This is a genomic window from Streptomyces sp. NPDC045778, assembly GCF_056431945.1.
The window spans coordinates 236,370-252,158 of record NZ_JBWKJZ010000010.1; the positions used below are offsets into that span (position 1 = coordinate 236,370).

Genomic DNA, 15,789 nt, shown 5'->3' on the forward strand with positions numbered 1-15,789 from the left:
CCGTGCATCTGACCGAGCGGCAGCGGCCCGCGGCCCGCGCCTGGTTCCCCGGGCCCGGCCCCGCCAAGGGGGCGCCGCGCCTGATCTGCTTCCCGTACGCGGGCGGCACGGCCTCCGTGTACCGCGACTGGCCTGCGCGCCTGGGCGTTCCGGTGGTGCCGGTGCAGCCGCCCGGGCGCGGCCCGCGCCTGGCCGAGCCGCCGTACACGGACCTGGACGCGCTGGTGTCCGCCGTGACGGACGCGCTGCTCGCGGCCGGCCTCGCCGACGACTACGCCCTGTTCGGGCACAGCATGGGCGCCCTCGTCGCCTACGAGGTGGCGTGCGCGCTGCGCGAGCGCGGCGCGCCCGGGCCGCGCCACCTGTTCGTGTCCGGCAGCCGGGCCCCGCACCTGTACGCCGACCGCGCCGACCACACCCTCGGCGACGAGGAGCTGCGCCGCCTCGTCCACGACCTGGGCGCCCTCGCGCCCGGGGACCGGGTCGCGGGCGCCTATCTGGAGCGCAGGCTCCCGGTCCTGCGCGCCGACCTCACGGCCTGCGAGCGCTACCGGTGGCGGCCGCGCCGCCCCCTGGACTGCCCGATGACCGCGTACTCCGCCGCGGGTGACCCCCTCGCGCCCGTCGCGCAGGTCGAGGCGTGGCGCCCGTACACCGGCGCCTCGCTGCTGCGCCGCCACGTGGCGGGCGGCCACTTCTTCCTCAACGGCCCCGCCCGCGAGCCCCTCCTGCGCGACCTGCGCTCCGAACTCACCCGCACCACCGAGGAGAAGGAACCCTCATGGACCCACTGAGCCTGGCCAGGGCCGTCAAGGACCGGGCGCGGGAGCCCTTCACGGACGCGCTCGCGGCGGCGCGGATCATCGCGGACCCGCGCCTGCCGCTGCTGCTCGTGCTCGACCGCACGCTGTTCACACCGCTGTACCGGGCGTCGTTCCTCGCGGCGGCCACGGGCTCGGGCGTGCTCCAGTGCCTGGCCGTGCGCCCCTGCGACCTGGAGAGCCTCGCCGAGCGGATCGGCTGCGGCACCGGGCCCGAGGACCGGCGGCGGCTGCGCGCCTGGCTGGAGATCGGCGTGCGCCTCGGCGAGCTGCGCCACAAGGAGGGCTGCTACCGCCTGCGCAGCCGCACCGCCAAGGCCCTCGCACGGGTCGCCAACGACCCGGTGGCGGCGGCCCTCGAAGAGCTGACGCGCTTCCACGTGCCCGCCCTGCGCGACGCCCCGCGCATGCTCGCCGGCGGCGACCGCTTCACCCTGTCCGACCAGGAAGGGCCGGTCATCGCCCGCTCCTCGCTCGTGGTGCGCGGCTTCGTCGAGGAGGCCATCGACCGCACGCTGCCGCGCACCACGCCGGTGCGCCTGCTGGAGGTCGGCTGCGGCAGCGGCGCGTACGTCCGCCACGCCGCCGGGCTCAACCCGCGCCTGACCGCGCTCGCCGTGGACCTCCAGGGCGAGGTGGCCGAGCGGGCCGCGAAGAACATCGCGCAGTGGGGCCTCGCCGACCGCGTCGAGACCCGCCAGGGCGACGTGCGCACCCTGGACCTCCAGCCGCAGTTCGACGTGGTGACCCTGCACAACAACATCTACTACTTCCCGCCCGAGGAACGCGCCGCTGTCCTCGCCCGGGTCCGCTCCTTCCTCGCCCCGGGCGGCACGCTGCTGCTCACCTCGTCCTGCCGGGGCGGCCGCACGCTCGGCATCGAGGTGCTCAACCTGTGGTTCGAGTACGCGTCGTTCGGCGGGCCGCTGCCGTACGAGGACGAGCTGCTCGGCCAGCTGCGCGCCGCCGGGTTCGCCGACGTGCGGGCCACGGGCCTGCTGCCCGGTCAGCCGTTCCGCCTGTTCACCGGGGTCAACGCGCGTGCCGGGTCCGACGGTTCCCGCCCGGCCTCCCCCGCCCCGCTCCCGCAGACCGCCGAGGAGGCCGCGTCATGACCACGAAGGCCACGAAGGAAGCGACAGAGGCGTCGGCAACGCCGGCCCAGGGCGCGGCCCCCGGCCTCGTCGCCGTCATCGGGGGCCCGCACACCGTGCCCGCCGAGGCCCTCGGCGGCAAGGGCGCCCGGCTCGACGAGCTGACCCGGGCGGGCCTGCCCGTGCCGCCCGCGTTCTGCCTCACCACCGGCCTGTTCGACCTGTTCCTGCGCGAGAGCGGCCTCGGCGCCGAGCTGCGCGCGGCCGAGGCCAGGGGCGAGGCGCCCTCCGCCCTGCGGGAGCTGGTGCTCGGGCGCGACCTCCCGGAGCCCCTCGCGCGCACCGTCGTCGCCGCGTACGAGGACCTGGGCCGCCCGCGCGTCGCGGTGCGCTCGTCGGCGGTGCGCGAGGACTCCGCCACGCGGTCCTTCGCGGGCCAGCACGACACGGTCCTCGACGTGGCGGGCGACGCGGCGCTGCTCGACGCCGTCAAGGTCTGCTGGGCCTCGCTGTGGTCGGACCGCGCGGCGGCCTACCGCTCGGGTCCAGGCCCGGTCGGCTCGATCGCCGTGGTCGTCCAGGAAATGGTGAACGCGGACGTCAGCGGCGTCCTGTTCACCGTCGACCCGATCGGCGGCAGGCCCCACCGCCTGGTGGTGGAGGCCTGTTGCGGGCTCGGCGAGGGCCTGGTGTCCGGGCGGGTCTCCAGCGACTTCTTCGTCGTGGACGACCGCACCCTGGACGTCGTGGAGGAGCGGGTGCGCTACAAGGTCACCAAGTGCGCCCCGCTCGCGCCCGGCCGCATCGGCGTGACGAAGGTGGACGCCGCGGAGCGGGACGCGCCGTGCCTGACCCACGACCAGCTGACCGCGCTCGCCCGGCTCGCCCTGGAGGTGCGCGAGCACTACGGCAGCGAGCAGGACATCGAGTGGGCGCTGCGCGAGGGTACCCTGCACCTGCTCCAGGCCCGGCCCATCACCACCCGGACCCGGCCCGGCTCGGACGCGGGCGCCCGCAGCCCCTATCTACCGCGGCACTGGCAGGAGCAGCCGGACACGGTCCGGCAGGGCACGCTGTGGTCGCGCATGGACATCGGCGAAATCTTCGTGGGCCTGATGTCCCCGCTCGGCCTGAGCTTCGCCCGCTACTACCAGGACCATGTGCACGGCGACTGCGCGCGGGCCCTCGGCGTGCGCGACATCGGCGACGTCGGCCTGCACATGGGCTACTTCCAGGGCCATGTGTACCTGAACATCTCCTACACCGCGTACCTCCTCGGCCAGGCCCTGCCGACGCGCGACCAGCGGCACTTCACCCGCCGCTTCGTCAGCGAGGAGGTCGACCTCGCGACGTACGCCAACCCCTTCGGGACGTTCCCCGGCGGCGTGGAGGACCTCCTGTCGAGCCTGCACTGGCTGCGTGAGACGGCGCGCGAGATGGTGGTGATGAAGGGCCGGGCCCGCACGATGGCCGACACGCGCCTGTACGAGTTCGACCGCGCCCGGCGCCTGGACCTGACCCGCATGTCACGCCGCGAGCTGCACGCCGAACTCACCCGCTGTCTCGACTACTTCCACGACGCCCACGTCGGCTACATGCCGTACTACATCAACGCGTTCGGGTTCTACGGCATCCTCACCGAGCTGTGCGCGAAGTGGCTCGGCGCGGCGGGCGACAACCTCCAGAACCGCATCAAGACCGATATGTCGAGCCTGCGCACGGTGGCGTCGGCGCAGGAGATCTGGGCCGTGGCGCAGGCCGCCAAGGCCAGGCCGCGCGTCATGGAGATCATCGAGGGCGCGCCCTTGGAGGAGGTCGCGGACCGGCTGCGCGCGGACGCCGAGGGGCGGGTGTTCTGGGAGACCCGCATGGAGCCGTTCCTGCGCGCCAACGGCACCCGGGGCCGGCAGGAGATGGAGCTGACCCACCAGCGCTGGATCGACGACCCCTCGTACCTCTTCCAGATGATCCGCCGCTACGCCGCCGACGGCTTCACGGCCGACGACATCATGGGCCGCAGCCGCGCGCGCCAGGAGGGCGACGTCCGCGAGGTGCTCGGCGAGCTGCCGCTGCCGAAGCGCAAGACGCTCGAAGGCCTGATCTCCATGTACGCGCTGTGCAGCGAGCTGCGCGAGACCACCCGCATGTCGATGATCACCTCGATCTGGCTGGTCAGGAACGTGGTGTACGAGGTGGGGCGGCGGCTCGTCGGCGAGGGCGTGCTGCACAGCCTGGACGAGGTCGCCCACCTGGACTTCGAGGACGTACGCCGGTACGTGAGCGGCGAGTTGTCGGTGCACGAGGCCTTCTCGCGAGAGGCCCTGGAGGAGCGGCGGCGCGTGCACGAGTACCACAACCGCCTGCCCGAGCCGCCGCTGACGTTCGTCGGTGAGCACGACAGCACGCGCGCGGTGCGGCCGGTGAAGGACGGGGCGCGCCTGACGGGCCTCGGCTCGTCGCCGGGCCGGATCGTGGGGCGGGCCCGGATCGTGGAGGACCTGGTGTGGCAGGCCGACGAGTTCCAGGCGGGCGAGATCCTCGTGACCCGGCACACCGACGCGTCCTGGACGCCGCTGTTCGCCATCGCGGGCGGCGTGGTCACGGACATCGGGTCGATGCTCTCGCACAGCTCCATCGTGTCCCGCGAGTTCAACGTGCCCTCGGTGGTCAACACCAAGCACGCCACCCAACTGATCAACACCGGCGACATGGTCATGGTCGACGGCGACACCGGGGTCGTCGAGATCGTCGAGGGCTGAGCGGGCCGAGCGCCCGCCGGCACCGCGCGGACGACGAGCCCGCGAGCAACCGGAGAGGACAACGAGAGGCGACCAGATGATCCCGAACCAGTGGTATCCGATCCTGCGGACCGAGGACGTCGAACGCGGCGCTCCGACGGGCGTGAAGCGCCTGGGCGAGGAGCTGGTGCTCTGGCGCGACCTCGACGGCACGCTGGTGTGCCAGTCGGCGCGCTGCCCGCACAAGGGCGCGAACCTGTCCGACGGGCGCCTCGTCGGCAACGCGATCGCCTGCCCCTACCACGGCTTCCGCTACGACACGAGCGGCACCTGCCGGCTCATCCCGGCCCTCGGCGCCGAGGGCCGCATCCCGGCGTCCTTGCGCATCGACACGTACGAGGTGCGCGAGCGGTACGGCCTGGTGTGGCTGTGGTGGGGTGCCAAGCGCGAGAAGCTGCCGGACATCGAGCTGCCGCACGAACTCGCCGAGCACCCCAGGCCGTACGAGACGATCACCTGGAGCAGGCCGGTCCACTACACCCGCTACATCGAGAGCCTGCTCGAGTTCTACCACGTGACGTTCGTGCACCGGGACCACTGGGCGAACATCATCGACTACACGTTCATGTACGGCAGTTGGCGCAAGCTCTGGACCGACGGACGCGAGCGCTACATCGCCGCCAACAAGATCGTGAACCATCGCGTGGACGTGGACGGCACGATCATCCGCTCCACCTTCGACCAGTGCGAGGAGGGCAACCCCTCCAACATCTGGCACTTCGACCTCATCTACCAGGCGCCCTGCATGACCCACGTCCGCCAGGGCCTGTTGGAGGTCACCACCTGGCTCACCCCCATCGACGAGGAGAACACCCAGGCGATCATGCGCTTGTGGGAGTATCCGCTGCTCAAGCGGATGGTGCCGATCAAGCGGCTGCGGCCGTGGATTCTCAGGGCCTCGCTCCAGATGGAGAAGCACGTCCAGGACCAGCAGGACAACGCCATCATGGCGCGCCAGGAGCCGAAGGTCAGCGAGCGCGGCGTCAACAAGCTCATCGCGCCTGATGAGATGAACGCGAAGTACTTGCAGATGCGGGACCGGCTGAAGGCGGAGGCCCGCGCGGAGGCCCGCGCGGAGGCGGAGGCCGACGTGGAGGGCGCGGCGGCGGCCGCACCGGTCAACGGCAACGGCTCGGGCGCGGGGAACGGGTCCCCCGCCGAGCGCGCCGCCGAGCCGAAGCAGGCCGCGGCCCGCCCGGCCGGTGTCGGCGAGAGCGCGTCCTGACGCGGGCCGCCGGCGTCAGGACGTCACGGCGTCACGGCGTCACGGCGTCACCGCGGCCACGCGCAGCGGGGCCACGTCGGCCGGGGCCTGTTCGCCGTCCTCGCCGAGGTCGTCCCACCACTGCGGGCCGTCCTCGATGTGGCGCAGCAGGACGCCCTCGCGCAGCGCCCAGGGGCACACGGCGGCCGACTTGAGGCCCATGAGCTTCATCGCCGTGTGCCCGACCACCGCGCCGGCCAGGCTCTGCCCGGCGCGCGGCGCCGAGATGCCGGGCAGGCGGGCCCGCTCGGCGGCGGGCAGCCGGGCGAGGCGGTCACGCGCCTGGCGCAGGCCCGAGCGGCGCAGCGTCCTGCTCACGAACGGCCCGTGCCGTCCGGGTGCCTCCCCGGTCAGCCGGGCCAGCTGCTGGAACGTCCGCGACGTGGCCACGGCGGTGTGCGGCCCCTCCCAGCGCACCCGGGCCGCCACGTCCCGCAGCTGGTGGCGCACCCGGCGGCGCAGCGCCTTGACGGCCGCCTCGGTCGGCGGTTCGTCGGCGGGGAAGAACTCGTGCGTGAGCCGGAGCGCGCCCAGCGGCACGGACACCGCGAAGTCCGGCAGGCGCCCCCGGCCGAAGGCCACTTCGAGGGAGCCGCCGCCGATGTCGATGAGCACCAGCGGACCGGCCCGCCAGCCCAGCCAGCGCCGGGCGCCGAGGAACGTCAGCTCGGCCTCCAGTTCCCCCGGGAGCGTACGCAGCCACACACCGGTGTGCCGGCCGACGGTCCGCAGCACCTCGCGGCGGTTCGGCGCGTCCCGCACCACGGCGGTCGCGAAGGCCAGGGGGCGGCCCGCGCCCCACCGTTCGGCGGTCGCCGCCGCGGCCGTCACCGCCTTGCCCAGTCTCTCCACGCTCTCCTCGCCGAGCGGGCCGCCGGGCTCCACCTGCTCGCCGAGCCGCAGCTTCCACTTGGCGGTGTGCACGGGCAGCGGCGCCCCGCTGCCCGTGTCCACGACCACGAGCCGCGCGGTGCGCGACCCCACATCCAGCACGCTCACTCGCATGAACGCTCAGTACCCCGTCGGAACTGCCGCACGCCCTCGTTCCGGCCACTCACGGCATATGCTGCCCCCCCCCTCCGCCGGTCAGGGCGAGGAACACGTCGTCCAGGTCGGGGGTGTGCACGGTGAGCGCCTCCGCCTGGATCCCGGAGCCCTCCAGGACGTCGAGTACGGCCCGCAGGACGGGGATCCTGCCGTCGCTCGACACCTGGAGCGTCAGCCCGTCGCCCTCGCGCGTCACGGTGCTGAGCGCCAGCCGGTGCGTGGCGGCGTTCAATTGGTGGATGTCGCTGAAGCGCAGCCGGATGTGGCCGCCCGGGATGCGGCGCTTGAGTTCCTCGGCGGTGCCCTCGGCGACGATCTTCCCGCCGTCGAGCACCGCGATGCGGTCGGCCAGCTGATCGGCCTCCTCCAGGTACTGCGTCGTCAGGAAGACGGTGGTACCACCCGCGACCAGGTCACGGATCAGGCTCCACATCGTGCGGCGCCCGCGCGGATCCAGTCCGGTCGTCGGCTCGTCGAGGAACACCACGCTCGGGCGGCCGACCAGCGCCATCGCCAGGTGCACCTTGCGGCGCGTACGTCCGGAGAGCGACGCCGCGCGCTTCCGCGCGACCTCCGACAACTCGAAGCGCTCCAGGAGTTCGGCGGTACGGCGCCTGCCCTCGGCCCGGCCGATGTGCAGCAGGTCCGCCATGAGGAGCAGGTTCTCCTCCGCCGTCAGGAGCCCGTCGACCGCCGCGTACTGACCCGTTACGCCGATCTCGGCACGCACGGCGCCCGGGGCCCGCCGCAGCGAGTGCCCGGCCACCGTGGCCCGGCCACCGTCGGCGCTGACCAGGGTGGAGAGGATCCGTACCGTGGTCGTCTTGCCCGCGCCGTCCGGGCCGAGCAGCGAGAAGATCGTGCCGGGCATGACCTCCAGGTCGATCCCGTCGAGCACCACCTTCTCGCCGTACGCCTTGCGCAACCCCTGAGCGGAGATCCCCTTGGGCTCCCCGGTCGTTCGGATGGTGGCGGTCATGGTGCCCCTGCTCGTTTCCGTTCGCTGCTTCCAGGCCCCGGCGCGTGCGACGGGCCGCCTCGTGATCCGGCGCGCGCTCCACCCGCCCCGGCCGGTAGCCGAACAGGAACCCGGGGCGCCGGTTGCATTCCGGCATCATGCTACGACCGTGGCGCCACCACGAGCCACCATGGCGCCAGCCCCGCTCCGGCGGAAAACCCCTGAGGCCCGCGCCCCAGTCCGTATCATCCCGCCACCGAGGCCTCCCATGTCCCGCCCACCAGGACAGCCCCTCCCGTCAGACACCTCTCACCCACCCCACAGAACCCTCCCTTCACCATTACCCCACCCTGGCACCACTGTGACGCCACCCCATATGCACCTGGCGCACACACGGAGCCACTTTCGCGCCAACCCCTCCCCCACCCACCCCCGCCCGAGCGCAAATGGGGCGACAAGTACACTCACGGGATACGTCACCACCCCAGGCGGCGCCAAGGCGCCCTGGCCGTGGTGCCGAACCAGCAGACACGACTCCGCCCACCTTGAGGGCCTTCGCCACGAATGAACCGGACCCCAGGGCTCGGATCCGGCCAGCCCTCCTGGGCCCCCGCCAGGGCGCCCCTTGAATGGCGCCACTGGTGTGCCATCATGGCATCATGAACTTCACGCCATACGTCGACGATATTCGGCACAGGTTCGTAGGCGCCTCGGACGCGGGCGGACCGGGAGGGTGGACCCCGGACGGGGGCCGCCGCACCCCTCCGGACCGGCTCGCGCCGAACGCCGAGGACCTCGCCTGGCGCCACCGCCCGTCCGAGCCCCTCCCGGCCGCGCCCGAGCCCGCCGGGCTTCCCCTGAGCCTGCTGAGCGCGGCCCTCACCGGCGGTTACATCCGGCTCCAGCTCACCGCCCCAGGCGACCTCGACGCGGCCACCGCCCTGTTCGACGACGCCGTGCCCGACTACGAGGTGCTCGCCCTCCACGTGCCCGGCAACGGCTCGGTCGCCACGCTCCGTTCCGTCCTGGGCGTGCTCGACGAGGCCGGCATCGAGATCACCGCGATCACGGTGCACACCCCCGGCCTCGACGACATCGCCTCCACCTTCCTCGACCCTGGCGCCCCCGGCCCCTAGAGCGCCATGAGCAGCGGCAGCGTCCGCGGTCCCACCACGTCCGGAGTCGTCTGGAACACCGGCGGACGGTCCGGATCGGTCCGCAGCCGCGGGAACCTCTCCAGCAGGATGTCCAAGGCGATCCGCGCCTCCAACCGGGCCAGGGGCGCCCCCAGGCAGAAGTGGATGCCCCGGCCGAAGCCGAGGTGCGGGTTGGGGTCGCGCTCCGGGTGGAAACCGTGCGGGTCTTCGAAGACGCGCGCGTCCCGGTTCGCCGCACCCAGCCACAGCGCGACGACCTGCCCCGCGGGCAGCCGCCGCCCGCCCAGCTCCACCGCGCGGGTGGTGGCCCGGTAGAAGACCGAGAAGGGCGGCAACAGCCGCAGCGCCTCCTCGATCACCGCGGGAACCAGCGCCCGGTCCGCCCGCACCCGCTCCCACGCCCCGGCGTGGGCGTCCAGGCAGAGCACCGCGTTGCCCAGCAGTATCGTCGTCGTGATGTGCCCGGCGACGAGCAGCAGTTGCGCGAAGTTCCCGATCGCCGCCCCGCTCAGCCGCTCCCCGTCCACCTCGGCCCGTACGAGCGCGGTCAGCAGGTCGTCCTGCGGCCTCCTCCGGCGCTCCTCGGCGTGCACGCCGAAGTACGCGCTCATACGCGCCGACAGGTCCAGGACAGCCGCCACCATCTCCGTGTTGTCCGCTGTGCCACCGACCGCCGCCACCTCCGTCCGCGCGAGCAACTCCTCCGCCCACTGCCAAAACAGCTCCCGGTCCTCACTCGGCACCCCGAGCAACTCGGCGATGACGATCACCGGCAACGGATGCGCCAGGTCCGCGACGAGGTCCATCCCCCCACCGCCCCCGACCCGGTCCAGCAACTCATGCGTGAGCGCATCGATCCTCGGCCCCAGCCCGGCCACGAGCCGGGGCGTGAACGCACGGCTGACGAGCCGGCGCAGCTTGCGGTGCCCGGGCGGGTCCATCTGCGTGAGCATGCCGCAGCGCTCGTACTCCTGTACCTCGGGCGCGAGATGACGTACGACGTCGGACGAGTACCGGCTCGGGTCGGCAAAGACCTCCACGGCCTCCCGGTGGCCGTACACGTTCCACAGCCCCAGTCCCTCATCGAACTCGACCGCCCGCGCGGGTTCCTGCCCCCGCAACCAGAAGTGCGCCGGGTGCGCTCCCCACCCGTCCGCGAGTGCAGCGAGCGGTGAAGGGCATGTGGACTGATACATCATGAAAAATCACCTGTTCAAGGTCGTGCGGAAGTACGCATCACGGTCATGCACCGCGCGGTATGGGGATGACCCACTGATTACCCGCGCACGTGGTCGCCTGGACACGTGGGCACCTGGGCACGTGGCCAAGGATGCCGCAGGCACAGATGCCGCAGGCGCGTGGGGGCCGGGGGGGTCAGACTCGGCGTATGACTATGTCGCCGCGGCTGGTGGCGGCGTGTATCTCCACCGCCTTGCCGGGCTCCTCCGGGGCGTCCGACGCGCCCAGGGAGTTGCGTATGTGGCCGACCTTGGTGTGGATGTCCAGCCAGGCGGCCGTGCCGCTCCTGACCCCTATCTCCAACTGACCCGTCGCGGCCCTGAGTTCGACGCGGCCGCAGGACACCTCGCCGAGACGGACGTCGCCGGTCACGGACCGCGCGGCGACGGCGTCGTGGACGCGGCCGATGGTGATGTCACCGCGGTTCACGGTCACCCGCAGCGGCCCTGTCACTTCCTCGATGTCGGAGTCCCCGCTGGAGTTCCTGAGGGTGAGGGGGCCGTCGATGCGGCCCACGGAGATGTCACCGGAGGCGACGCGGATGTCGGCCTCGCCGGTGGCGCTGCCGATCCTGACGTCGCCGTATCCGGTGTTGAGCTGGAGGCGCCCGGCGCGCTCCAGGTGAATCTTGCCGACCTCCGTCTTGAACGCGCACTCCCCCAGTTCCCCCCGGCCGTACAGGTCGGCCACGATGGCATCACCCGATACGTCGGAGCCCGTGGGCAGTTCGACGGTCACGTCGACGGAGCCGCCGGAGCCGAAGAGGCTGCGCCGCTTGGGCGCCCTGATGAGAAGCCGGCCATGGGCGAACTCGACCCGGGTCTGCTCGGCGGCGTTGCGGTCCGACTGGCTGAAACCGCTGCTCGGACTCACCTCGACGACCGTCCGGGCGCCCGCGCCCGCGGTGAGGCGCAGCACGCCCGCGTTGAGCTGGAGCGAGACCGAGATCGGCTCGGGGGTGTCGAAGGCTGGCATGGCTGCCCCGTCCTCATGGGTTCTGCCGGGCGTCCCCGCGGGTGGGACGGCGAGGGGAGGTGGCGTGACCGACAGGAGGCGCACGCTCCGCGACGCCATGATGGCATCACTCTGGCGCCACTGCAAGCACGGACTGGCACGCACCGTCGCCCGAGCGGCACCTCCCCCGGCCCGACGAACTTCTAACTCCGGACTAGAACGAACGCTCTATTTAGTGCTGAGTTCGTTTCTCCCCTGCCCGAGGGCCGTCCGCCGTGCCTGCTCCAGCACGCCGGGCAGCGTGCGCAGGAACATGGTGACCTCGTCCTCGCCCACGATCAGCGGCGGGGCCAGGCGGATCGTGTCGGCCCCGACGGCGTTCACCAGGAGCCCCGCGTCCTGGGCCGCCTGCTGCACGTCTGCGGCGAGCGGTTCGGTCAGGACGATGCCGAGCAGCAGGCCGGCCCCGCGGACCCGGTCCACCAGCGGGTCGCCGAGGGCCTCGATGCCCTGGCGCAGGGCCTCTCCCTGACGCTTGACGTGGTCGAGCAGGCCGTCGCCGTGGATCGTGTCGAGGACGGCGAGGGCGGCGGCGCACGCGACGGGGTTGCCGCCGAAGGTGGTGCCGTGCGCGCCGGGCGACATCAGGTCCGCGGCCGGGCCGAAGGCGAGCGTCGCGCCGATCGGCAGTCCTCCGCCGAGCCCCTTGGCGAGCGTCAGGACGTCCGGCTCGACGCCCTGCGCCTGGCACTCGAACCAGTGCCCGGTGCGGCCGATGCCGGTCTGCACCTCGTCGAGGACGAGCAGCGCCCCGGCGGCGCGGGTGATCTCGCGGGCGGCCGAAAGATAGCCGGGCGGCGGTACGACCACGCCGTTCTCGCCCTGGATCGGCTCGATGACGACGAGCGCGGTGTCGGCGTCGACGGCGGCGCGCAGCGCTTCGGTGTCACCGAAGGGCACGTGCGTCACCTCGCCGGGAAGCGGCTCGAAGGGAGCGCGCTTCGCGGGCTGGCCGGTCAGCGCGAGCGCGCCCATGGTGCGGCCGTGGAAGCCGCCGTCGGTGGCGACCATCCGGCGTCGGCCGGTGAGCCTGCCGATCTTGAAGGCGGCCTCGTTGGCCTCGGCGCCGGAGTTCGAGAAGAACACCCGGCCGATGCGTCCGGACAGCCTCAGGAGACGCTCGGCGAGGAGAACCGGCGGTTCGGCGATGAAGAGGTTCGACACGTGGCCGAGCCGGGCGATCTGCTCACTGACGGCGCGGACGACGGCCGGGTGCGCGGTGCCCAGGGAGTTCACGGCGATGCCGCCGAGGAAGTCCAGGTATTTCTTGCCGTCCGCGTCCCAGAACGCGGCGCCCTCACCCCGTACCAACGGCACGCGCGGTGTGCCGTAGTTGTCCATCAACGACGCCTGCCAGCGCTCGGTGAGCGCCGCCGCCTGCCCGCCCGTGCCGGTCCCGGCCGTGCGTCCGGCGCCGCCTATGTCCTCGCTCATCGCGTCCTCTCTTCCACGACCGCGCTGGTCGCGGCCCGTTCATCAGTCCCGATCATCGCAAGCCCTCCTCGATGTCCGGCATGACGAGGGTGCCGATCTCTTCACGCGTGAACATCTCAAGGAGCACCGAGTGCTGGACGCGGCCGTCGATCACGCGGGCGCTGCCCACGCCGTTGCGGACCGCGTGCAGGCAGCCGGCCATCTTCGGCACCATGCCGTCGTGCAGCTCGGGCAGGACCTTCTCCAGCTCGCTGGCGCTGAGCCTGCTGATGACCTCGTCGCTCTGCGGCCAGTCCCGGTACAGGCCCTCGACGTCGGTGAGGAAGACCAGCGTGTGGGCGTTGAGGGCGGCGGCGACCCCGGCTGCGGCGGTGTCGGCGTTGACGTTGTAGACGTACTCGTCGTCGACGCTGCGGGCGATGGGGGAGATCACCGGGATGCGGCCGTCGTCGAGCAGCGCCTCGACCGCGCCGGGGTTCACGCCGACGATCTCGCCGACCCGGCCGATGTCGACCCGCTCGCCGTCCTCGTTCTTCGGCCGGTGCTTGGTGGCCGTGATGGTGTCGGCGTCCTCGCCGGTCAGGCCGACGGCGAGCGGCCCGTGCTGGTTGATGAGGCCGACGAGTTCGCGCTGCACCTGTCCGGCGAGGACCATGCGGACGACGTTCATGGCCTCGGGCGAGGTGACGCGCAGGCCCTCCTTGAACTCGCTGGGGATGTCGTGCAGGCGCAGCGCGGCGCTGATCTGGGGGCCGCCGCCGTGCACCACGACGGGCTTGAGCCCGGCGTGCCGAAGGAAGACGACGTCGTGGGCGAAGGCGGCCTTCAGCTCGTCGTCGATCATGGCGTTGCCGCCGAACTTGATGACGCAGATCTTGCCTTGGTGGCGGTTCAGCCAGGGCAGCGCGTCCATGACGGACTGCGCCTTCACCAGTGCGGGGTGCTCGTGGGTGGCGATCCTCATGACGAGTACGCGCTGTTCTCGTGTACGTACTCGGCGGTCAGGTCGTTCGCCCACAGGGTCGCGGTCTCGGCGCCGGCCGCGAGGTCCGCGGTGATGACGACCTCGCGGCCGCTCATGTCCACCGCGTCGCGGTCCGCGCCGATGGAGCCGTCCTTGCAGACCCATACGCCGTTGATGGCGACGTTCAGGCGGCTCGGCTCGAAGGCGGCGCCGGTGGTGCCGATGGCGGAGAGGACCCGGCCCCAGTTGGGGTCCTCGCCGTGGATGGCGCACTTCAGGAGGTTGTTGCGGGCGATGGAACGGCCGGCCTCCACCGCGTCGTCCTCGGTGGCCGCGTTGACCACGTCGATGCGGATGTCCTTGCTGGCGCCCTCCGCGTCGCCGATGAGCTGGCGGGCCAGGTCCTCGCACACGGCACGTACCGCACGGGCGAACGCGGGGTAGTCGGGGGTCTGCCCGGAGGCGCCGGACGCGAGGAGCAGCACGGTGTCGTTGGTGGACATGCAGCCGTCGGAGTCGACGCGGTCGAAGGTGAGCCGGGTGGCCTCGCGCAGCGCCTTGTCCAGGGTCTTGCTCTCCAGGTCGGCGTCCGTGGTGAGGACGACCAGCATGGTGGCGAGGCCGGGGGCGAGCATGCCCGCGCCCTTGGCCATGCCGCCGACGGTCCAGCCCTCGCCGTCGAAGACGGCCGTCTTGTGCACGCTGTCGGTCGTCTTGATGGCGATGGCGGCCTTCTCGCCGCCGTCCTCCGCCAGGGCGGCGACCGCGGTCTCGACGCCGGGCAGGACCCGGTCCATCGGCAGCCGGGTGCCGATGAGCCCGGTGGAGGCCACCGCGACCTCCCCGGCGCGGTGCCCCTCCAGGACCGCGGCCACTTTCTCCGCCGTGGCGCGGGTGTCCTGGAATCCGGGTGCGCCCGTGCAGGCGTTGGCTCCGCCGGAATTGAGGATGACGGCGCTCACGGTGCCGCCCCTGATGACCTGTTCGCTCCACACCACGGGGGCCGCCTTCACCCGGTTCGCGGTGAAGACACCTGCCGCGGCCCGGCGCGGGCCGTTGTTCACGACGAGGGCCAGATCAGGATTTCCATTGCTTTTGATTCCGGCCGCGACGCCCGCGGCCGAAAAACCTCGTGCTGCCGTGACGCTCATGGCTCTGCTTCTCCTCAAGCGGAAGTTCCCGGCTTCCCGGGAAGGCCGAGGGGGGCCGTCGGCAAGGACACCGACGGCGGCCTGGCAATGCCGGGCCGACGCCGCCCCATTCCTCGATTCTGACGACTCTGACGACTGAGCGCCGAAACTCGACAACTCGCTGCCGGGTCCTTTGCGTTGCCCGCCTGCCGGCTGATCGCACAGCGCCCGGTGGGCTTCGGGCCGGCGCGCCGGCCGTCGGGCGGGACCGACCGGCAGCCCGCAACAAACTACCCGCGATTCCGGCGCTCGGCACCGGGGCGTTGTCCTGTCCACAGGACGTGCGTCGGCTGCCCGGCTCCATAGTGACGCCGACCTCGCCCGTCTCCCATAGTGGTGGGAGCGGTGGCGGTCCGGATTCGCACCGGACTTTGTCCCGGCGTCGATACGGATTTCATGTCGGCGCAGTATCGTCCCGGGACGATCCCCGGCAATTCCCCGGAGACGGACGCATCTGGACGCCGGGGCCGCAGCGAACGACAATGGCGGTGCCGGTACCCGGCCCGAGGACCTGCCCGGCCGGTGACCAGACCTTTCGAATTGGAGTGACTATGAGCAGCAACCCGTTCGACGACGCGGACGGCCGGTTCTACATCCTGGTGAACGACGAGGAGCAGCACTCGCTGTGGCCCTCCTTCGCCGAGGTGCCCGCCGGCTGGCGGGTCACGTTCGGTGAGGCGAGCCGCCAGGAGTGCCTGGACTACGTGGAGCAGAACTGGACCGACCTGCGCCCCAAGAGCCTCCGTGACGCCATGGCGGCGGACGCGGCTGCGTGACGCGCTCCGCGTACCGCTGAGGGCCCCGACGCC

Annotated in this window: 13 protein-coding genes; 6 read left to right on the plus strand and 7 right to left on the minus strand. The window is 72.3% G+C overall.

Annotated elements, in window-relative coordinates; translation table 11 throughout:
- Window positions 1–2: 2 nt before the first annotated feature.
- The 4 genes from AC07GB_RS15655 to AC07GB_RS15670 all read left to right on the plus strand — a co-directional run bounded on the left by AC07GB_RS15655 (window position 3) and on the right by AC07GB_RS15670 (window position 5,938).
- Window positions 3–794, plus strand: coding sequence for a thioesterase II family protein (locus AC07GB_RS15655; RefSeq protein ID WP_478845572.1), 792 nt, complete (start codon window positions 3–5; stop codon window positions 792–794).
- Window positions 782–1,936, plus strand: coding sequence for an SAM-dependent methyltransferase (locus AC07GB_RS15660; RefSeq protein WP_478845574.1), 1,155 nt, complete (start codon window positions 782–784; stop codon window positions 1,934–1,936). Before AC07GB_RS15655 ends, AC07GB_RS15660 begins: the two co-directional genes overlap by 13 nt.
- Entirely contained in the window at window positions 1,933–4,674 is a 2,742-nt protein-coding gene (gene redH, locus AC07GB_RS15665) for an undecylprodigiosin ligase RedH (RefSeq protein WP_478845576.1), read from the plus strand. Before AC07GB_RS15660 ends, redH begins: the two co-directional genes overlap by 4 nt.
- 76 nt (window positions 4,675–4,750) lie before the next feature.
- A complete protein-coding gene (locus AC07GB_RS15670) occupies window positions 4,751–5,938 on the plus strand; it encodes a Rieske 2Fe-2S domain-containing protein (RefSeq protein ID WP_478845578.1) in 1,188 nt (395 codons plus the stop codon).
- Between the two features lie 39 nt (window positions 5,939–5,977).
- Here AC07GB_RS15670 and AC07GB_RS15675 read toward each other — a convergent pair whose 3' ends face one another.
- Entirely contained in the window at window positions 5,978–6,982 is a 1,005-nt protein-coding gene (locus AC07GB_RS15675) for a Ppx/GppA family phosphatase (protein ID WP_478845580.1), read from the minus strand.
- Between the two features lie 49 nt (window positions 6,983–7,031).
- A complete protein-coding gene (locus AC07GB_RS15680; protein WP_478845582.1) occupies window positions 7,032–8,003 on the minus strand; it encodes an ATP-binding cassette domain-containing protein in 972 nt (323 codons plus the stop codon).
- A gap of 638 nt (window positions 8,004–8,641) precedes the next feature.
- On the opposite strand from AC07GB_RS15680, the gene AC07GB_RS15685 reads away from it, so the two are divergent.
- A complete protein-coding gene (locus AC07GB_RS15685) occupies window positions 8,642–9,118 on the plus strand; it encodes a hypothetical protein (protein ID WP_478845584.1) in 477 nt (158 codons plus the stop codon).
- Here the strand turns inward: AC07GB_RS15685 and AC07GB_RS15690 are convergent.
- The 5 genes from AC07GB_RS15690 to argJ form a co-directional block, all read right to left on the minus strand.
- A complete protein-coding gene (locus AC07GB_RS15690) occupies window positions 9,115–10,338 on the minus strand; it encodes a cytochrome P450 (RefSeq protein ID WP_478845586.1) in 1,224 nt (407 codons plus the stop codon). The genes AC07GB_RS15685 and AC07GB_RS15690 overlap by 4 nt on opposite strands.
- A 175-nt stretch (window positions 10,339–10,513) precedes the next feature.
- Window positions 10,514–11,353, minus strand: a complete 840-nt coding sequence (locus AC07GB_RS15695) for a DUF4097 family beta strand repeat-containing protein (RefSeq protein WP_478845588.1) — start codon at window positions 11,351–11,353, stop codon at window positions 10,514–10,516.
- Window positions 11,354–11,560: 207 nt separating this feature from the next.
- Window positions 11,561–12,826, minus strand: coding sequence for an acetylornithine transaminase (locus AC07GB_RS15700; protein WP_478845590.1), 1,266 nt, complete (start codon window positions 12,824–12,826; stop codon window positions 11,561–11,563).
- A 52-nt stretch (window positions 12,827–12,878) separates the two neighbouring features.
- A complete protein-coding gene (gene argB, locus AC07GB_RS15705; RefSeq protein WP_478845592.1) occupies window positions 12,879–13,790 on the minus strand; it encodes an acetylglutamate kinase in 912 nt (303 codons plus the stop codon).
- Entirely contained in the window at window positions 13,787–14,941 is a 1,155-nt protein-coding gene (gene argJ / locus AC07GB_RS15710; protein ID WP_478845594.1) for a bifunctional glutamate N-acetyltransferase/amino-acid acetyltransferase ArgJ, read from the minus strand. Before argJ ends, argB begins: the two co-directional genes overlap by 4 nt.
- Window positions 14,942–15,531: 590 nt before the next feature.
- On the opposite strand from argJ, the gene AC07GB_RS15715 reads away from it, so the two are divergent.
- Complete coding sequence (locus tag AC07GB_RS15715) at window positions 15,532–15,756, plus strand: MbtH family protein (RefSeq protein ID WP_478845596.1); 225 nt, start codon at window positions 15,532–15,534, stop codon at window positions 15,754–15,756.
- Window positions 15,757–15,789: the final 33 nt, after the last annotated feature.